Source organism: Pseudomonas sp. MAG733B, assembly GCF_036884845.1.
Taxonomy (GTDB): Bacteria; Pseudomonadota; Gammaproteobacteria; order Pseudomonadales; family Pseudomonadaceae; genus Aquipseudomonas.
On sequence record NZ_CP145732.1, the window covers coordinates 279750 to 297204 of the forward strand.

Here is a 17455-nt window from a genome sequence, read left to right on the forward strand (position 1 = left end):
TCGCAGCCTCCGGCAGCTCCTACATTGGCTTGGTGATCACCCTGTAGGCGCTGCCGAAGGCTGCGATCTTTTACTCTTTAACGCTGCCGACTCAGTTCCAGCCAGCACGGTCCATCATGCGAATCGCTTCAGCCTGACGTTTGCCTGCGACTTCCACCGGCAAGGTATCGGCAATGAATTTGCCCCACGCTGCGACTTCAGCGGATGGCTGGACGGCCGGGTTGGCCGGGAATTCCTGGTTCACATCAGCAAAGATTTTCTGCGCTTCAGGCGTGGTCATCCATTCCACCAAGGCCTTGGCGGCTTCCGGGTGCGGTGCATGCTTGGTCAGGCCAATGCCCGACAGATTGACGTGCACGCCGCGATCCGCCTGGTTCGGCCAGAACAGCTTCACCGGCAGATCCGGTTTCTGCTTGTGCAGGCGACCGTAGTAGTAGGTGTTGACGATACCGACGTCGCACTGACCGGCACTGATGGCTTCCAGTACCGCAACGTCGTCGGAGAACACGTCAGTGGACAGGTTGTTGACCCAACCCTTGAGGATCTTCTCGGTTTTCTCGGCGCCGTGCACTTCGATCATGGTGGCGGTCAGCGACTGGTTGTAGACCTTCTTCGCCGTGCGCAGGCACAGGCGACCTTCCCAGTTCTTGTCGGCCAGCGCTTCGTAAGTGGTCAGTTCGCCCGGTTTCACCCGATCGGTGGAATAGGCGATGGTCCGTGCCCGCAGGCTCAGGCCGGTCCAGGCATGGGACGCCGCGCGATATTGCAGCGGGATGTTGGCATCGATGGTTTTCGAGGTGAAGGGCTGGAGGATGCCCATCTGCTCGGCTTGCCAGAGGTTACCGGCATCGACGGTCAGCAGCAGGTCGGCGGTAGCGTTCTCGCCCTCGGCCTTGATGCGCTGCATCAGTGGCGCTTCCTTGTCGGTGATGAACTTCACCTTCACGCCAGTTTTCGCGGTGTAGGCATCGAAGACTGGCTTGATCAGCTCGTCGATACGCGAGGAGTAGACCACCACCTCGTCGGCGGCCTGGGCGGCGGTGCTGCCGATCAAGGTCAGGGCCAGTGCGGTCAGTAGACGCTTCGGTGCCAACATGGGAGCGGTCTCTCGATTGAAAAAGTGAGGCCAAATGATAAGGACTCACATTTGCCTTCTCAATCGAACAGTTTGCGGAGGAGTTACCAGATGTTGCACAGGCAGAAATAGATGGTGCATGTGCCGACGCCTTCGCGAGCAAGCCCGCTCCCACATTTGAAATGCATTCCTATGTGGGAGCGGGCTTGCTCGCGAAGGAGTTGTGCCCAGCAGCTATTTCAAGCCTTGGCGAGGTCGGGCAAATCCCCGATCAACCCCAACGCCTCACGCACAAACAACGCCTTGGCCTCGGGCATCTGGTCGACCATCTTCAACCCGGCATTTCGCAACCAGCGCACTGGCAACGGATCAGCCTGGAACAACCGCTCAAAACCTTCCATCGCCGCCATCAGCGCCAGGTTGTGCGGCATGCGGCGACGCTCGTAACGGCTAAGCACCTTCACATCCGCAAGACGCTCGCCTCGGGCGGCGGCTTGCAACAACACTTCGGCGAGCACGGCGGCATCGAGGAAGCCGAGGTTCACGCCCTGCCCGGCCAACGGGTGAATGGTGTGCGCCGCGTCACCGATCAGCGCGAGGCCTTCAGCCACGTAACGTTTGGCATGACGCTGGCGCAGCGGCACGCACAGACGCGGGTCGGCGCTCAGCACGCTGCCGAGTCGACCTTCAAAGGCGCGTTCCAGTTCGCGGCAGAAGGCATCGTCATCCAGCGCCATCAGGCGTTCGGCTTCGCTTGGCGTGGTCGACCAGACGATCGAACACCAGTCCTGCTGACCATCACGTTCCAGAGGCAAAAACGCTAACGGGCCGGTGTCGGTAAAGCGCTGCCAGGCTGTCGATTGATGATTTTTTGAGCTGCGCACACTGGTGACGATCGCGTGATGCAGGTAATCCCATTCGCGCGTCGCGACACCGGTCAGGCGTCGCACCGCCGAGTTGGCGCCATCCGCCGCGATCACCAACGGCGCACGCAGGGTGCGGCCATCGGCGAGGGTCAGCAGCCAGTCGTCGCCGGAGCGACGCATCTGCTCCAGCCGCGCGTTGGCCAGCATCCCCAGGTCACAGTCGTGCAAACGGTCAAGCAACGCGTCCTGAACCACGCGGTTCTCGACGATATGGCCCAGCACCTCGGCATGCACGCTGGCAGCCGAAAAGTGGATCTGTCCGGTGCCGCTGCCATCCCAGACCTGCATCTCGCCGTAAGGGCTGCTGCGTCGGTTGGCGATACCGTCCCAGACGCCGAGGCGTTCGAGAATTCGCTGACTGGCGATGGACAGCGCGCTCACCCGCGGTTCGAACGGGGCTTGGGCATCAAACGGTTTGACGCTCATCGGGCTGCCGTCCAGCAGCAGGACTTCCAGCCCGCTGTCCTGCAACGCCAGCGCCAGGGCACTGCCGACCATTCCGGCTCCGACAATCAGCAGATCTGCGCGCATTTCCATGCTTTAAGCCTGTCTCGCTTGCGGCTTGAGCCGCACGTAAAGGGTTTTTCCGACACGCGCCACGAGGTTGCCGGCACCGTCATGAATATCGACCTGCAATTGCGGCAGGTATTTTTCGCCGTTGGCCGTCTGCCGCCGGATCTCGTCGAGCAAGGTGTCGTCGATGTTGAAACGGGCAAACACCGGGCCTTTGCCCGGCGCGATGAAATCGATGTCGGCGGCCTTGTCCCAGACGATGTAGTTGCGCCCCAGGTTCTCCATCAGCATCAGCATGAAGAACGGGTCGACCATTGAATACAGGCTGCCGCCAAACTGGGTGCCGACGTGGTTACGGTTGTACCAGCCAAGGCCCATGGACACCTGTATGTCCCGGAAATCGTCACTGATGTGCCGTACCCGAACCCCGGCGCCGAGGTACGGCGGGTAGAGGCTCATGAACGTGCGCATCAAACGCGCTTTACCGAATTTGCGAATCAGACACTTAAGCATCCGGGCGAGTACCCAAACCCATCGCCTGCCGGGCGAACCAGCGTTTGGCCGGTGGCAACAGATCGAGGCCAAGCAGGCCGAGATTGCGGCCCAGCGAAACCAATGGCTGCGTGCTGCCGAACAGACGCGTGACCTGATCGGAGAAGCTGACGGTGAGGTTCTGATCCAGACGCTGGCGCTCGCGATAGGCCTGCAAGGTCGCGAAATCGCCCAATGGCTGCTCGCTGGCGAGCAACGCATCGGCCAGCGCCTGGGTATCGCGCAGCGACAGGTTGAAGCCTTGGCCGGCAATCGGATGCAGGCTGTGGGCAGCATTGCCAAGTATCGCCAAATGCGATCGCACCTGCTCTTCGGCTTCCACCAGCGACAGCGGGTACAGATGCCGCACGCCAACCTGCTTCAGCGTGCCGAGGCGATACCCGAAAACGCCCTGCAATTCGTTGAGAAAACTGCGCTCATCAAGGGCAGCCAAGCGTTGCGCGTCCATCCCCAGGCGAGTCCAGACCAGCGCGCAGCGGTTGTCCGGCAACGGCAGCAACGCCATCGGGCCATCGTCGGTGAACCGCTCGAACGCCATGCCGTTGTGGGCTTCGCTCGGGGTGATGTTGGCGATCAGGGCGCTCTGGTTGTACGGGCGTTTTCTGATGCCGATCCCCAGTTGCTCGCGCAAACCGGACCGGCCGCCATCCGCCAGAACCGCGAGGTCGCATTCCAGTGTGGTTTCGTCATTGAGGGTCAGGCGATAGCCGTCGGTGAGCGGCTCCATGCGCGTGACTTCCGCCGGGCAACGCCAACTGATCACGTCCTTGTCCAGGCCTTGCCACAGGCATTGACCGAGCCAGGCGTTTTCCACCACGTAGCCCAGCGCCGGAACGCCCTCTTCCATCGCCGACAATCGCGCCGTGGAAAAACGCCCGCGGTCGGAAACGTGAATCTGCTTGATCGGTTCGGCGCGACGGGAGATTTCCTGCCAGACGCCCAGGCGCTGATAAATCTGCCGGGCGCCAAACGACAATGCGGTGGAACGCGCGTCGTAGCTCGGTTGGTAGGTGTCACCCGGAGCGAAGGGCTCGATCAGCACGATCTTCCAGCCACGGGACTTGGCCCCGGCCTGCAACGCCAGCGCCAGACTGGCACCGACCAGCCCGCCTCCGATAATCGCCAGATTGACTCGACTCATGCCGCTTGTGTCCGTGCTTGCGCCATCAAGGCCTCGATTTCGGCGACCGTTTTCGGCACGCCTTTGGTAAGGATTTCACAGCCGGTCTTGGTAACCACCACGTCGTCCTCGATGCGCACGCCAATGCCGCGCCATTTCTTCGCCACGTTGCGGTTGTCCGGGGCAATGTAGATCCCCGGCTCCACGGTCAACGCCATGCCGACTTCCAGCACGCGCCATTCACCGCCGACCTTGTATTCACCGACGTCATGCACGTCCATGCCGAGCCAGTGCCCGGCGCGGTGCATGTAAAACGCCTTGTAGGCTTCGCTGGCGATCAATTCATCGACGTCGCCTTGCAACAAACCCAATTCGACCAGGCCTTTGGTAATCACCCGAACCGTGGCTTCGTGAGCCTGATTCCAGTGTTTATCCGGTGCGATCTCGGCGAACGCAGCTTCCTGCGCCGCCAGCACCAGTTCGTAGATTGCCTTCTGCTCCGCTGAGTACTTGCCGTTGACCGGCCAGGTGCGAGTGATGTCGCTGGCGTAGCAGTCGATCTCGCAACCGGCGTCGATCAGCACCAGATCGCCGTCCTTGAGCACCGCGTCATTCTGCTGGTAATGCAGGATGCAGCTGTTACGCCCCGCCGCGACGATCGAACCGTAGGCCGGCATCTTCGCCCCGCCCTTGCGGAATTCGTAGTCGAGTTCGGCTTCCAGGCTGAACTCATGCAACCCGGCACGGCTGGCCTGCATGGCGCGTACGTGCGCCTGAGCGGAAATCCGCGCGGCTTCGCGCATCACCTTCACTTCTGCCGCCGATTTATACAGGCGCATGTCGTGAAGCAAATGATCCAGGGCAACGAATTCGTTCGGTGGCTGAGCGCCGAGGTTGGCCTTGGAGCGGATCACGTTGATCCACTCCATCAAGTGGCGGTCGAATTCCGGGTTGCTGCCCATGGCCGAATACACCCGGTCGCGACCTTCGATCAGGCCCGGCAGGATGTCGTCGATGTCGGTGATCGGGAAGGCATCGTCGGCACCGAAGTCGCGGATCGCGCCTTCCTGCCCGGCGCGCAGGCCGTCCCACAACTCACGTTCGGCATTGCGCTCACGGCAGAACAGAATGTATTCGCCATGCAGACGCCCCGGCATCAGTACCAGAACGGCCTGAGGCTCGGGGAAACCGCTGAGGTATTGAAAGTCACTGTCCTGACGGTAGACGTGCTCGACATCGCGGTTGCGGATAGCCACCGCGGCGGCGGGCAGGATCGCGATGCTGTTGGGTTCCATCTGCGCCATCAACGCCTTGCGGCGACGGCTGTATTCCGATTTCGGGATATGGATCATGGGCAGATGGTTTTCCCTTTCTTGCGATTAATGCAAAGACGGTTTGGCAGCGGCCGGCACGTCTTTTTTGGTCTCGGAGAACAGCAGCAGCGGCGCGACGCGCAGGTATTCCATGACTTCCATATAGTCGCTTTCGCCGTCTTCGGATTCTTCCAGGGCGTCTTGCACTTGGGAAATGGCCGCCAGATCCTGAAGCACTTCGGTAGCCTCGGTGCTCAGCATGCTGCTGTCACGGCAGTTAAGGCCAAATCCGCTGAGGAAACCCTGGCACCACTGGCCCAGTGCGATGGCACGATCAGCCAGTGGCGCGTCGTCGGTTGGAAGCAGCAGAACGACGGTCACGTCGTCGCCGGTCAGCTCGCCTTTGACCATCTCTTGCAGGCCGATCAAGGCGTTGCGAACGTTGTCCTGCGGCTCGCTCTCAAGCAACTCGGCGGCGTCGATCAACCAGCCTTCGGCATCGAAACCGGCGCCGGCGCAGCTGCGGCCGAGCAACAGGCCATGCAGTTCGGCAGGCGAGACGTTGTGACCGCTGGAGGTCAGCAGGGTGGCGAAGGCTTGGTACGGGGAATTCTGAATGGTCATGGGCAGCTAGGCGCCAGACGGCGCTATGTCTAGAATGAAGGCCTTGTATCCTACATCGACAGACTCGCCAAGACTATTAAAGGCTGTCCGCCAGCTATAACCCATCAGACACGAACTCAGTGGACACAATGGAAGACACCGACCTGCAAGCGCTGATGGCCAGACTCGAGCTGCTGATTACCCGAGTCGAGCAACTAAAGAGCCAAAACGGACTCTTACTAGCTCAGGAAAAGACCTGGCGCGAGGAACGCGCTCACCTCATTGAAAAAAACGAAATCGCCCGGCGTAAGGTCGAATCGATGATTTCGCGCCTCAAGGCCCTGGAGCAAGACTCATGAGTTCAAGCAATAGCGTCACCGTGCAGATCCTCGACAAAGAGTATTCGATCATCTGCCCCCAGGAAGAACGCAGCAACCTGGTGAGCGCCGCCCGTTACCTGGACGGAAAAATGCGCGAGATCCGCAGCAGCGGCAAAGTCATCGGCGCCGATCGCATTGCCGTGATGGCCGCGCTGAACATCACCCACGACCTGCTGCACAAGGAAGAACGCCCGGATATCCAGGCCAGCGGCTCGACCCGCGAGCAGGTGCGCGACCTACTCGATCGCGTCGATCTGGTCCTCGCTACCGATCCGGACGTCACCAAAGGCTGATTCGCCTCACCGCTTGGGGTATACTCCGATCACTCCCTGGGGTGTTTGCCAGTTGGCGATGTCCCTGAGCCGATTTGCTATACCCTGGAGGTTGCACGTTGGGCTGGTGTGCATGTCCGCTAGACGGAAAGCCTTAAAGCCTACTGCATCTTCCACCTTGAACTTTCGGGTTCAAGGGCTAAGTCGACAGCGACACATTCGGGGAGCCTGATTCCAGTCCGATGCCGGTTTAAATACCGGCATCGGCTTTTTTACGGGTACGCTTTTACGTATCCGCCCTGCTGAAGCCCGAATCCATGACCGAACCTGCGCTGCTCCCCCGCCCGCAACTTCGACGCATGCTGCGCAAGGCCCGTCGCGCACTGACACCCAGTCAGCAGCGCCAGGCTGCTCGCGGGCTATATAAGCAATTGGCCCAGCAACCGCTGTTTCGCCGCGCAAAACACATCTCTCTTTATCTGCCTACCGACGGTGAAATCGATCCGCGCCTGCTGCTGCGCGCCGCCCAGCGTCGGGGCAAGGCTACCTATCTGCCGGTGCTCAGCGCCTGGCCTCGAACCAAGATGGTGTTCCAGCGCATCCGCCCCGGCGAAAAGCTGAAACCCAACCGTTTCCGTATTCTCGAACCCAGGCACAACCTCGCCCGACAACGCAAAGTCTGGGCGCTGGACCTGGTGCTGCTGCCTTTAGTGGGGTTTGACGATGTCGGTGGGCGCCTGGGAATGGGCGGTGGCTTCTATGACCGAAGCCTGGCCTATCTGGCGCGCCGCAATGACTGGCGCAAGCCGACGCTGCTGGGACTGGCCCATGAATGTCAGAAGGTCGAGCGATTGGCTCAGGCGAGCTGGGATGTGCCGCTGCAAGGAACGGTCACGGACAAGGCCTGGTATTACGCAGGTTAAACGCCACTGGACTCAGCGGCGTCGAAAGACAGGTTTAGCGTTTGAACGCTGTCGACTGCTGCTGCAACTGAGCCACTTCGACCGGCGCATCGGTCTTGTTGGCCCACAGGCTTTGGGCATAGCCAGTGGTCACGACGCCGAGGCCGAACAAAATGACCAAAATCCATAGTAAATCCGGTTTGCGTTTCATCGACTGCCCCCCAAAGGCATATCAACACGATGACAGCAGCGGTTTCCGTTTTGTAGGCCGTGCAGCAGCGTCAAGCTTTAAAGGCCGGCATTTTGCGGCAACGTGAACCGGCACGCAAATGCTGGCGTCAACCGACTGTCGGTTTGTCATAAAATTGCCGGACAACCTGCCCACTCACTTCGCAAGGAGCAAAAAACATGGCCTATTGGCTGATGAAATCCGAGCCCGACGAACTCTCGATCAAAGGCCTGGAGAAGCTGGGCAAAGCGCGCTGGGACGGGGTTCGCAACTATCAGGCGCGAAATTTCCTGCGAGCCATGGCGGTCGGGGACGAGTTTTTCTTCTATCACTCCAGCTGCCCGGAGCCGGGGATTGCCGGAATCGGCAAGATTGTCGAAGCTGCCTATCCAGACCCGACGGCGCTGGAACCTGAGAGTCATTACTACGACCCGAAGGCAACGGCCGACAAAAACGCCTGGAGCGCGATTGATGTCGCCCATGTCGAGACGTTTTCCAGGGTGTTGAAGCTGGACTATTTAAAGCAGCAGACGGCGCTGGCCGAGATGCCGTTGGTGCAGAAGGGCTCGCGGCTGTCGGTGATGCCGGTGACGGCGGAGCAGTGGGCGGCGGTGGTTGCGCTCCTGTAGGAGCACGGCTTGCCGGCGATGGCGATCTTGAGTGCGCTATCGCGAGCAAGCTTTGCTCCTACAGGATCCAGCATTACTGGATAATCAGGTTGTTGAACAACAAATCCTCAACCACCGGCTTGCCGGTTTCATCATTCAAAATCTGCTGGGTCTGCTTCAACGCTTCCTGACGCAGCTTCTCCTTGGCCTCGACGTTGTTCATCGTCTCGGTGGTCTGTTGGGCAAACAGCGCCACCAGCTGATTGCGAATCAGCGGTTCGTTGGCCTTGACCGCTTTGGTCGCCTCGTCACCGGTCACCCGCAATGCCACGTCGGCCTTGTAGACCTTTAGCTTCTGCGTACCGTCCAGCCCGTAGTTGCCCACGAACGGCGGGCTCAGGGTGATGTAATTGACCTTCGGCGCCGCATCTTCTTTGGCTTCTTCGGCCACCGCTGCCACAGGCAGAGACAGGGCCAGCATCAACATGATCCACGCTTTCACAATTCGCTCCTTATCCGGTTTGCGGCCTAGCATAACGACCCGCCGCTCAAGCACAAGCTTATGGCTGACTATCAGGGCCGGGCATGCTCGTTGACCCGTCGACTCACACACCTACACTTATCGGCCATCACTCCCAAAGGAATAGCCCTGATGAAAGCCGTGCTGTGCAAAGCCTTCGGCCCTGCCGAATCGTTGGTGCTGGAAGACGTCGCCAGTCCTGTCGCGACGAAGAACGAAATCCTGCTGGACGTGCACGCCGCCGGGGTCAACTTCCCCGACACGCTGATCATCGAGGGCAAGTACCAGTTCAAGCCGCCCTTCCCGTTTTCTCCGGGCGGCGAAGCGGCCGGTGTGGTCCGCGAAGTGGGTGAAAAGGTCAGCCACCTGAAAGTCGGCGACCGGGTCATGGCCCTCACAGGCTGGGGCAGCTTCGCTGAACAGGTCGCCGTGCCGGGTTACAACGTGCTGCCAATCCCGCCGTCCATGGACTTCAACACCGCGGCCGCATTCAGCATGACCTACGGCACCTCGATGCACGCCCTCAAGCAGCGCGGCAACCTGCAACCGGGCGAAACCTTGCTGGTGCTCGGCGCCTCCGGTGGCGTCGGCCTCGCCGCCGTGGAAATCGGCAAAGCCATGGGCGCCCGCGTAATCGCGGCCGCCAGCAGCGCCGAAAAGCTCGCCGTGGCCAAGGCCGCGGGCGCCGATGAGCTGATCAACTACAGCGAAACCAGCCTCAAGGACGAAATCAAACGCCTAACCGATGGCCAGGGCGCCGACGTGATCTACGACCCGGTGGGCGGCGACCTGTTCGACCAGGCCATCCGCGCCATCGCCTGGAACGGCCGCCTGCTGGTGGTCGGCTTCGCCAGCGGGCGCATCCCCGAACTGCCGGTGAACCTGGCACTGCTCAAAGGCGCAGCGGTACTCGGCGTGTTCTGGGGCTCCTTCGCCCAGCGCCAGCCGCAGGACAACGCCGCAAACTTCCAGCAACTGTTTGGCTGGTTTGCCGAAGGCAAGTTGAAGCCGCTGGTGTCTCAGGTTTATCCACTGAGCAATGCTGCGCAGGCGATCAATGATCTGGGCCAGCGCAAGGCGGTCGGGAAGGTGGTGGTTCAGGTTCGCTGAGCACTCCAAGAGGTCTGGACTTCAACCAACGTTGTCCAGACCCACCCACAACTAAAGCAGCTTACGAATATCCTCGGGCAAATACCTCACATACCGGGAAACCGGGTTGCTCAGGCATTGCCTGACAATAAACGGCACTTTCCTGTTCATCTTGGCTATCAGTTCAAGACGTCGCTCATTCGACAATACTGTCGTAGAGATCGAGTTCGACAGATAGGCACGGGTGTAATGGAACACCGCAGAATCAACCCACGATTGCTCGGCAGTGTGAACAAAGACTTCGTTGAGATCGCGACATCTCAACTCTTTCAGCCATTGATTGGTGTGGATCGGCAAGGTCGAGTCAAACCGAAACTGCATCGGGGCGATCACTTCCTGCTCGGCGGGCTTGTCGCCTTCAACCACCCACGGCTTGAACCGCCACTGCGCTACCGCATCCCTCGTCGCTTCAGCCAGGTCGGGGTGATCGCTTTGCAGGATGCTCACCTTGCTGACCGAACCATCGGCACTGACCGAAAACCTGACCCGTACATCCCCGATGACCCCAGCCCTTTGCAACGCCAATGGATAAATGGGCCGGGGATTGTGTTCCGGGATCAGCAAGAACTCCTCAGCCCGGACGCCGGCAACCACCAACATGAACATGAACGCAAACCACCGCATACCTCCTCCCTTTTGTAACTTCAATGCCAGACCTTGGCAGCAGCGCAAAGGCTACAGATTGACGCACTTGAGCTGTAGATCACGACTTCCGGTAAACGCGCAGGACATTTCCCAAAGACCTGCCCTACCTCGGACGGATCAGCGGCATAAAAAGGGAAACGGTTAACGTTTCCTACAACGCCCTTCATTTACATCTGAGCGACATGTTCATAAAGGAACGCTCGCTTTCCAACATTTCCGCTGTTTTGCTGATGAGAAGCGATGCTATTTTCGGTAATGAAACTGTAACATTCGCATCCGCAGTCAAAACAAGAAATCTGGAGCTCTTGAATGTTTGCTTTCTTTCGTCCTGCCGCACATCAGGCTCCACTGCCTGAAGAGAAAATAGACAGCACCTACCGCCGCCTGCGCTGGCAAATCTTCGCCGGTATCTTTATCGGCTATGCGGGTTACTACCTGCTGCGCAAAAACTTCTCCCTGGCCATGCCCTACCTGATCGAAGAGGGCTATACCCGCGGTGAGCTGGGCGTGGCGCTGTCGGCGATTGCCATTGCCTATGGCCTGTCCAAGTTCCTGATGGGTATCGTTTCCGACCGTTCCAACCCACGCTTCTTCCTGCCGTTCGGCCTGATGGTTTCGGCTGCCGTGATGTTCGTTTTCGGTTTCGCGCATTGGGCAACGTCCAGCGTGACCATCATGTTCATCCTGCTGTTCATCAATGGCTGGGCACAGGGCATGGGATGGCCGCCAAGTGGACGGACCATGGTTCACTGGTGGTCGCAGAAGGAACGCGGTGGCGTGGTGTCGCTGTGGAACGTGGCGCATAACGTCGGCGGTGGCCTGATCGGCCCGCTGTTCCTGATCGGCATGGGCCTGTTCAACGACTGGCACGCTGCGTTTTACGTGCCGGCGGCGGTGGCCATGGCGGTCGCGGTGTTTGCCTTCATCACCATGCGCGATACCCCGCAATCGGTTGGCCTGCCGCCGATCGAGAAGTACAAGGACGACTATCCGGAAGGCTACGACGCCAGCCACGAAGAAGAATTCAGCGCCAAGGAAATCTTCGTCAAATACGTGCTGCGCAACAAAATGCTCTGGTACATCGCCCTCGCCAACGTCTTTGTCTACCTGCTGCGCTATGGCGTTCTGGACTGGGCACCTACCTACCTGAAAGAAGCCAAGGGCTTCACCGTGGACAAGACGTCCTGGGCGTATTTCTTCTACGAGTGGGCGGGTATTCCGGGCACGCTGCTTTGCGGCTGGATGTCGGACAAGATCTTCCGTGGCAACCGTGGCCTGACCGGCATGGTGTTCATGGCGCTGGTGACTGTGGCGACGCTGGTGTACTGGCTCAACCCGGCCGGCAACCCGACCGTCGACATGATCGCGCTGGTGTCCATCGGCTTCCTGATCTACGGCCCGGTAATGCTGATCGGTTTGCAGGCGCTGGAGCTGGCACCGAAGAAAGCTGCCGGTACGGCTGCGGGCTTCACCGGTCTGTTCGGTTATCTGGGTGGTTCGGTCGCGGCCAGTGCAGCGATGGGCTACACCGTGGACCATTTCGGCTGGGACGGCGGTTTTGTCCTGCTGATCGGTGCGTGCCTGCTGGCGATGGCCTTCCTTGCGCCAACGCTGTGGCACAAGCAAGTCGCCAGTCAGAGTCGCGAAGCTATCGCTTGATCAGCCTTTGATTTGCAGCGCTTGAGCCGCGCCTCCAGATTTCGGTCTGGCATGGCGTGGCTACGCAGGGCGTGTGCGGTCTGCTCGACATAATCGCGAGTGGTGCCGTAACGCCCGCAAGCGTTTTCGAATACGTGGCTCAGCACGTGATCCGGCAAGTTGCCGGCATAGCTGGGCAAGTGCCGCTCCAGAACAAATCCCAATGCCTGAACCTGGGTGCCGTCTTCGAGCCGGCAATTGAGCCAGTGTGGGCGATAGGACGGGAACGGCATTTCCCGCTTCCAGAGCGCATACAACGAAGCGTCCAGTTGCTCTTCCGGCAAGCGGTAGGCAAAACCACTGCATGAACCGCCGCGATCCAGACCGAACACCAGCCCGGGCATTTCCGGGGTGCCGCGATGTTCGTGGGACCACAAATACAATCCGCGATGATAGCCGTGCACCCGTCCGCGAACGCGTTCAACTGCCGTGCACTCAGGGCGCCAGATCAGCGAACCGTACGCAAACAGCCATACCGGCCCACCCTTGTGGCGCGCCATGGTCGATTGCATCGAGCCGAGTAATTGTTCGTGAGTGAGCTGCGGCCCCAGATCGAGCTGCGGCGGGTAAGCCAGGTTCAAAAACGAAGATTCAATGGCGCTCATGGCGAATAGCGTTCAGCTCCCCGCGATCAAAGTATTACTTAATAGAACGCACCGTTGTAACAATAAGGCACATAAGTTTTAAGGCAATTTAAGTGCCATGGCACAGTTATTAATTAATTGCCTGAGTGCATATAACCTACCGACATTTATACGATTGTATAAATACCGATAGGCTATATAGAGAGGTATAAGGGTGCAAATCGAGCTGCCGCAGGCTGCGATCTTTTGATTTTCAAGACAAAGTCAAAAGATCGCAGCCTGCGGCAGCTCCTACAAGGGCAGACTCAAGATCGCGGATCAAGATCGCGGATCAAGATCGTGGCGCGTACGCAAACACGTCGGCGCGCATCTGATGGGCGTCCATCCCCGCCTCGACCAACGCATCGAGCGTGCCATAGACCATCGCCGGGGAGCCGCTGGCATACACGTGCAAGGTCTTGAGATCGGGAAAGTCTTCGCACACTGCTTCATGCAACATGCCGCAACGCCCCTGCCAGCCGCATTGATCGCTGACGACTTTATGCAGGAACAGGTTCGGTAACTTCAGCCATTCGTCCCAATGTTCGACTTCATAGAAGTCTTCCGGACGACGCACGCCCCAGTAAAGGTGCACAGGATGCTTGAAGCCTTCGGCGCGGCAATGTTCGATCAGGCCATGGACCTGGCCCATGCCGGTGCCTGCCGCGATCAGCACCAACGGGCCGTCGGGCAACTCGGCCAGATGCGCATCACCGAACGGCATGTCGATCCGCACCATCGTGTTGCCTTGCAGCTGCTTGATCAGGTTTATCGCACTGGCTTCGCGCGCCAGCACGTGAATTTCCAGATCACGCCCGCCTGAAGGCGCCGACGCCAGGGAGAAGGACGACTTCTCGCCGTTGTCCCGATGGATCATCAGGTACTGGCCAGCGTGATAACGCGGCGGCTTGCCGGCCGGCGCCCGCAGCCGCACTCGCCAGGTATCACCGCCGACGTCGGTGCAACTGGTGACCTGACACGACAGACTGCGCACCGGCAATTCTCCCAGCGCGAGCACGCCATCCCACAGCACGATGCAGTCTTCCAGCGGCTCTGCTATGCAAGTGTAGAACTCGCCATGGTCACGCACATGGCCGGCCTGCTCGACTCGCCCTTCCACCAGCAACGCGGCACAGACGTGGCAGTTGCCGTTGCGACAGCTTTGCGGGCATTCATAGCCCAGACGGCGTGCGCCATCGAGAATCCGCTCGCCGGGCAGAATCTCAAGCACTGCTCCGGAGGGCTGCAAGGTTACACGCATCAATCTATTCCTAACTGATTCCAGATGGCATCGATCCGCTGGGTCACGGCGTCGTCCTTGACGATCACCCGGCCCCACTCGCGCGTGGTTTCGCCAGGCCATTTATGCGTGGCATCGAGCCCCATCTTCGAACCCAGGCCGGACACCGGCGAGGCGAAGTCGAGGTAGTCGATCGGCGTGTTCTCGATCATCACCGTGTCGCGCTTGGGGTCCATGCGCGTGGTGATGGCCCAGATCACGTCGTTCCAGTCCCGGGCGTTGATATCGTCGTCAGTGACGATAACGAACTTGGTGTACATGAACTGTCGCAAAAACGACCAGACACCGAGCATTACCCGCTTGGCATGCCCCGGATACGACTTCTTCATGGTCACGATAGCCATGCGATACGAGCAGCCTTCGGGCGGCAAGTAGAAGTCAGTGATCTCCGGGAACTGCTTCTGCAGGATCGGCACGAACACTTCGTTCAGCGCCACACCGAGAATCGCCGGTTCATCCGGTGGACGGCCGGTGTAGGTGCTGTGATAGATCGGCTTGATCCGGTGAGTGATGCGTTCGACGGTGAACACCGGGAAGCTGTCGACTTCGTTGTAATAACCGGTGTGGTCGCCGTAAGGACCTTCATCGGCCATCTCTCCCGGATGGATCACGCCTTCGAGGATGATCTCGGCGGTGGCCGGCACTTGCAGGTCGTTGCCGCGGCATTTCACCAGTTCGGTACGGTTGCCGCGCAGCAAGCCGGCGAAGGCGTACTCGGAAAGGCTGTCGGGCACTGGCGTCACGGCACCGAGAATGGTCGCGGGGTCAGCGCCCAGCGCCACGGCCACCGGGAACGGTTGGCCCGGATGCTTCTCGCACCACTCGCGGTAATCCAGCGCACCACCACGGTGGCTGAGCCAGCGCATGATGACCTTGTTGCGGCCGATCACTTGCTGACGGTAGATACCGAGGTTCTGCCGGTCCTTGTTCGGACCTTTGGTGACGGTCAGGCCCCAAGTGATCAGTGGCGCAACGTCGCCCGGCCAGCAGGTCTGCACCGGCAGCGTCGAGAGATCGACGTCATCGCCTTCGATGACCACTTCCTGGCAGATCGCATCTTTGACGACCTTGGGCGCCATCGAGATGATCTTGCGGAAGATCGGCAGCTTGGACCAGGCGTCTTTCAGCCCCTTCGGCGGCTCGGGTTCCTTGAGGAACGCCAGCAGCTTGCCGATTTCGCGCAGTTCACTGACCGCTTCGGCGCCCATGCCCAACGCGACGCGCTCGGGGGTGCCGAACAGGTTGCCGAGCACGGGAATGTCGTAACCCGTTGGCTTTTCGAATAGCAGGGCCGGGCCTTTGGCGCGCAAAGTGCGGTCGCAGACCTCGGTCATTTCGAGCACTGGGGACACGGGAACCTGGATGCGCTTGAGTTCGCCGCGCTGTTCCAGCCCGCTGATAAAGTCGCGCAAGTCGCGATACTGCATGCGTGAGCCTCGTGTTGGCCGTGGCGTTCGGGGCAGGCAGTTTAGCGCCGAACCTTGCGGTTCAGAACCACGAACTGCCGCTTTGATCAAAAATCGGATAGCAAAAAGCCGGGTTTCCCCGGCTTTTTATGCCTGTTCGACTTACTTGCGTTTCATCGACAGGAAGAACTCATCGTTGGTCTTGGTCGTTTTCAGCTTGTCGACCAGGAACTCGATGGCAGCCACTTCGTCCATCGGGTGCAGCAGCTTGCGCAGGATCCACATGCGCTGCAACTCGTCGTCGGCGGTCAGCAACTCTTCGCGGCGAGTACCGGAACGGTTGATGTTGATGGCCGGGAACACGCGTTTTTCAGCGATACGGCGATCCAGAGGCAGTTCCATGTTGCCGGTGCCTTTGAATTCTTCGTAGATCACTTCGTCCATCTTCGAGCCGGTTTCAACCAGCGCGGTAGCGATGATGGTCAGCGAGCCGCCTTCTTCGATGTTCCGCGCGGCGCCGAAGAAACGCTTCGGTTTCTCCAGGGCGTGGGCGTCGACACCACCGGTCAATACCTTGCCGGAGCTCGGGATCACGGTGTTGTAGGCACGGGCCAGACGGGTGATGGAGTCGAGCAGGATCACCACGTCCTTTTTGTGCTCGACCAGGCGCTTGGCCTTCTCGATCACCATTTCGGCAACCTGCACGTGACGGGTTGGCGGCTCGTCGAACGTCGAGGCAACCACTTCGCCGCGCACGGTGCGCTGCATTTCGGTCACTTCTTCCGGACGTTCGTCGATCAGCAGCACGATCAGATGAACTTCAGGATTGTTACGCGCGATGTTCGCGGCAATGTTCTGCAGCATGATCGTCTTACCGGCTTTCGGCGGTGCAACGATCAGACCGCGCTGGCCTTTGCCGATCGGGGCGCACAGGTCGATCACACGACCGGTCAAGTCTTCGGTGGAACCGTTACCGGCTTCCATCTTCATGCGCACGGTCGGGAACAGCGGGGTCAGGTTCTCGAAGAGAATCTTGTTTTTCGCGTTTTCCGGACGGTCGTAGTTGATCGTGTCGACCTTGAGCAGCGCGAAATAACGCTCGCCTTCCTTTGGAGGGCGGATCTTGCCAACGATGGTGTCACCGGTGCGCAAGTTGAAGCGACGGATCTGGCTCGGCGAGACGTAGATATCGTCTGGGCCGGCGAGATAGGAGGCGTCTGCAGAGCGGAGGAAGCCGAAGCCGTCCTGGAGAATCTCCAGCACGCCATCACCGGAGATTTCCTCGCCGCTTTTCGCGTGCTTTTTCAGCAGGGAGAAAATCACGTCCTGCTTGCGCGAACGGGCCATATTTTCTATGCCCATCTGTTCGGCCAATTCGAGCAGTTCGGTAATCGGCTTTTGCTTGAGTTCAGTCAGATTCATATAGGAATGACGTAATCATTTATGGAGGGGGGAAATTAAGCTTTTGGCTTAATGAGGCCGCGCCGCGGAGAAGGCGACAGGATCGCGTACTTATTCGAAAAGGAGAGCGTCGGCGACGGCTAGCAGGGGGCAATGGAGAAACCAGTGCGGGGCCGAATGTATCACCTGAGTTTCGGAGCGTCTAGCCCTCAATAACGAA

General features: G+C 59.7%; 19 protein-coding genes and 1 other RNA gene. 7 read left to right on the plus strand and 13 right to left on the minus strand.

Annotation, left to right across the window (positions count from 1 at the left end; all coding sequences use genetic code 11):
* Window positions 1-91: 91 nt before the first annotated feature.
* The 6 genes from V6Z53_RS01260 to V6Z53_RS01285 form a co-directional block, all read right to left on the minus strand.
* Window positions 92-1096: an extracellular solute-binding protein gene (locus V6Z53_RS01260; RefSeq protein WP_338583776.1), complete on the minus strand. Its 1005-nt coding sequence runs from the start codon at window positions 1094-1096 to the stop codon at window positions 92-94.
* A gap of 218 nt (window positions 1097-1314) precedes the next feature.
* On the minus strand, window positions 1315-2532 hold the full coding sequence (locus V6Z53_RS01265; RefSeq protein WP_338586431.1) for a 2-octaprenyl-3-methyl-6-methoxy-1,4-benzoquinol hydroxylase: 1218 nt from the start codon (window positions 2530-2532) through the stop codon (window positions 1315-1317).
* Window positions 2533-2541: 9 nt separating this feature from the next.
* Window positions 2542-3027, minus strand: a complete 486-nt coding sequence (locus V6Z53_RS01270) for a DUF4442 domain-containing protein (protein WP_338583777.1) — start codon at window positions 3025-3027, stop codon at window positions 2542-2544.
* On the minus strand, window positions 3020-4207 hold the full coding sequence (ubiH, locus tag V6Z53_RS01275) for a 2-octaprenyl-6-methoxyphenyl hydroxylase (protein WP_338583778.1): 1188 nt from the start codon (window positions 4205-4207) through the stop codon (window positions 3020-3022). Before ubiH ends, V6Z53_RS01270 begins: the two co-directional genes overlap by 8 nt.
* Window positions 4204-5538 (minus strand): Xaa-Pro aminopeptidase, encoded by a 1335-nt coding sequence (pepP, locus tag V6Z53_RS01280; protein WP_338583779.1) that lies wholly within the window; start codon window positions 5536-5538, stop codon window positions 4204-4206. Before pepP ends, ubiH begins: the two co-directional genes overlap by 4 nt.
* A gap of 27 nt (window positions 5539-5565) precedes the next feature.
* Complete coding sequence (locus V6Z53_RS01285) at window positions 5566-6123, minus strand: YecA family protein (RefSeq protein WP_338583780.1); 558 nt, start codon at window positions 6121-6123, stop codon at window positions 5566-5568.
* Between the two features lie 128 nt (window positions 6124-6251).
* Here V6Z53_RS01285 and V6Z53_RS01290 point away from each other — a divergent pair, with 128 nt between their 5' ends.
* The 4 genes from V6Z53_RS01290 (at window position 6252) to V6Z53_RS01305 (ending at window position 7677) form a co-directional block, all read left to right on the plus strand.
* A complete protein-coding gene (locus V6Z53_RS01290) occupies window positions 6252-6461 on the plus strand; it encodes a TIGR02449 family protein (RefSeq protein WP_007982902.1) in 210 nt (69 codons plus the stop codon).
* Entirely contained in the window at window positions 6458-6775 is a 318-nt protein-coding gene (locus tag V6Z53_RS01295; RefSeq protein ID WP_008055229.1) for a cell division protein ZapA, read from the plus strand. The genes V6Z53_RS01290 and V6Z53_RS01295 overlap by 4 nt, the downstream gene beginning before the upstream one ends.
* 30 nt (window positions 6776-6805) lie before the next feature.
* Window positions 6806-6984: non-coding RNA, 6S RNA (gene ssrS, locus V6Z53_RS01300), on the plus strand.
* An 87-nt stretch (window positions 6985-7071) separates the two neighbouring features.
* Complete coding sequence (locus tag V6Z53_RS01305; protein WP_032831317.1) at window positions 7072-7677, plus strand: 5-formyltetrahydrofolate cyclo-ligase; 606 nt, start codon at window positions 7072-7074, stop codon at window positions 7675-7677.
* A gap of 34 nt (window positions 7678-7711) precedes the next feature.
* Here V6Z53_RS01305 and V6Z53_RS01310 read toward each other — a convergent pair whose 3' ends face one another.
* Window positions 7712-7867 (minus strand): hypothetical protein, encoded by a 156-nt coding sequence (locus V6Z53_RS01310; RefSeq protein WP_008048702.1) that lies wholly within the window; start codon window positions 7865-7867, stop codon window positions 7712-7714.
* A 197-nt stretch (window positions 7868-8064) separates the two neighbouring features.
* On the opposite strand from V6Z53_RS01310, the gene V6Z53_RS01315 reads away from it, so the two are divergent.
* Window positions 8065-8514, plus strand: a complete 450-nt coding sequence (locus V6Z53_RS01315; RefSeq protein WP_338583781.1) for an EVE domain-containing protein — start codon at window positions 8065-8067, stop codon at window positions 8512-8514.
* Between the two features lie 73 nt (window positions 8515-8587).
* On the opposite strand, the gene V6Z53_RS01320 is transcribed toward V6Z53_RS01315, so the two are convergent.
* Entirely contained in the window at window positions 8588-8995 is a 408-nt protein-coding gene (locus tag V6Z53_RS01320; RefSeq protein WP_338583782.1) for a flagellar basal body-associated protein FliL, read from the minus strand.
* 150 nt (window positions 8996-9145) lie between these two features.
* Here V6Z53_RS01320 and V6Z53_RS01325 point away from each other — a divergent pair, with 150 nt between their 5' ends.
* On the plus strand, window positions 9146-10123 hold the full coding sequence (locus V6Z53_RS01325) for an NADPH:quinone oxidoreductase family protein (RefSeq protein ID WP_338583783.1): 978 nt from the start codon (window positions 9146-9148) through the stop codon (window positions 10121-10123).
* A 51-nt stretch (window positions 10124-10174) separates the two neighbouring features.
* Here the strand turns inward: V6Z53_RS01325 and V6Z53_RS01330 are convergent, their stop codons facing one another.
* Entirely contained in the window at window positions 10175-10786 is a 612-nt protein-coding gene (locus V6Z53_RS01330) for an energy transducer TonB (protein WP_338586432.1), read from the minus strand.
* Window positions 10787-11116: 330 nt separating this feature from the next.
* On the opposite strand from V6Z53_RS01330, the gene glpT reads away from it, so the two are divergent.
* Window positions 11117-12466: a glycerol-3-phosphate transporter gene (glpT, locus tag V6Z53_RS01335; protein WP_338583784.1), complete on the plus strand. Its 1350-nt coding sequence runs from the start codon at window positions 11117-11119 to the stop codon at window positions 12464-12466.
* Here glpT and V6Z53_RS01340 read toward each other — a convergent pair.
* From V6Z53_RS01340 to rho, 4 genes are all read right to left on the minus strand, one after another.
* Window positions 12442-13110 carry a gamma-glutamylcyclotransferase gene (locus V6Z53_RS01340; protein WP_338583785.1) on the minus strand — a complete coding sequence of 223 codons (669 nt, stop codon included), beginning with the start codon at window positions 13108-13110 and terminating at the stop codon, window positions 12442-12444. The genes glpT and V6Z53_RS01340 overlap by 25 nt on opposite strands.
* A 310-nt stretch (window positions 13111-13420) precedes the next feature.
* Complete coding sequence (locus tag V6Z53_RS01345; protein WP_338583786.1) at window positions 13421-14389, minus strand: CDP-6-deoxy-delta-3,4-glucoseen reductase; 969 nt, start codon at window positions 14387-14389, stop codon at window positions 13421-13423.
* Window positions 14389-15855: a 4-hydroxy-3-polyprenylbenzoate decarboxylase gene (gene ubiD / locus V6Z53_RS01350; RefSeq protein ID WP_338583787.1), complete on the minus strand. Its 1467-nt coding sequence runs from the start codon at window positions 15853-15855 to the stop codon at window positions 14389-14391. The genes V6Z53_RS01345 and ubiD overlap by 1 nt, the downstream gene beginning before the upstream one ends.
* Before the next feature lie 141 nt (window positions 15856-15996).
* Window positions 15997-17256, minus strand: a complete 1260-nt coding sequence (gene rho, locus V6Z53_RS01355; RefSeq protein WP_046039047.1) for a transcription termination factor Rho — start codon at window positions 17254-17256, stop codon at window positions 15997-15999.
* Window positions 17257-17455 lie beyond the last annotated feature (199 nt).

Bases quoted from the DNA above. Each gene is read 5' to 3' on its own strand.
- V6Z53_RS01260 (WP_338583776.1), bottom strand. From the start codon at position 1,096: ATGTTGGCACCGAAGCGTCTACTGACCGCACTGGCCCTGACCTTGATC.
- V6Z53_RS01265 (WP_338586431.1), bottom strand. From the start codon at position 2,532: ATGCGCGCAGATCTGCTGATTGTCGGAGCCGGAATGGTCGGCAGTGCC.
- V6Z53_RS01270 (WP_338583777.1), bottom strand. From the start codon at position 3,027: ATGCTTAAGTGTCTGATTCGCAAATTCGGTAAAGCGCGTTTGATGCGC.
- ubiH (WP_338583778.1), bottom strand. From the start codon at position 4,207: ATGAGTCGAGTCAATCTGGCGATTATCGGAGGCGGGCTGGTCGGTGCC.
- pepP (WP_338583779.1), bottom strand. From the start codon at position 5,538: ATGATCCATATCCCGAAATCGGAATACAGCCGTCGCCGCAAGGCGTTG.
- V6Z53_RS01285 (WP_338583780.1), bottom strand. From the start codon at position 6,123: ATGACCATTCAGAATTCCCCGTACCAAGCCTTCGCCACCCTGCTGACC.
- V6Z53_RS01290 (WP_007982902.1), top strand. From the start codon at position 6,252: ATGGAAGACACCGACCTGCAAGCGCTGATGGCCAGACTCGAGCTGCTG.
- V6Z53_RS01295 (WP_008055229.1), top strand. From the start codon at position 6,458: ATGAGTTCAAGCAATAGCGTCACCGTGCAGATCCTCGACAAAGAGTAT.
- V6Z53_RS01305 (WP_032831317.1), top strand. From the start codon at position 7,072: ATGACCGAACCTGCGCTGCTCCCCCGCCCGCAACTTCGACGCATGCTG.
- V6Z53_RS01310 (WP_008048702.1), bottom strand. From the start codon at position 7,867: ATGAAACGCAAACCGGATTTACTATGGATTTTGGTCATTTTGTTCGGC.
- V6Z53_RS01315 (WP_338583781.1), top strand. From the start codon at position 8,065: ATGGCCTATTGGCTGATGAAATCCGAGCCCGACGAACTCTCGATCAAA.
- V6Z53_RS01325 (WP_338583783.1), top strand. From the start codon at position 9,146: ATGAAAGCCGTGCTGTGCAAAGCCTTCGGCCCTGCCGAATCGTTGGTG.
- V6Z53_RS01330 (WP_338586432.1), bottom strand. From the start codon at position 10,786: ATGCGGTGGTTTGCGTTCATGTTCATGTTGGTGGTTGCCGGCGTCCGG.
- glpT (WP_338583784.1), top strand. From the start codon at position 11,117: ATGTTTGCTTTCTTTCGTCCTGCCGCACATCAGGCTCCACTGCCTGAA.
- V6Z53_RS01340 (WP_338583785.1), bottom strand. From the start codon at position 13,110: ATGAGCGCCATTGAATCTTCGTTTTTGAACCTGGCTTACCCGCCGCAG.
- V6Z53_RS01345 (WP_338583786.1), bottom strand. From the start codon at position 14,389: ATGCGTGTAACCTTGCAGCCCTCCGGAGCAGTGCTTGAGATTCTGCCC.
- ubiD (WP_338583787.1), bottom strand. From the start codon at position 15,855: ATGCAGTATCGCGACTTGCGCGACTTTATCAGCGGGCTGGAACAGCGC.
- rho (WP_046039047.1), bottom strand. From the start codon at position 17,256: ATGAATCTGACTGAACTCAAGCAAAAGCCGATTACCGAACTGCTCGAA.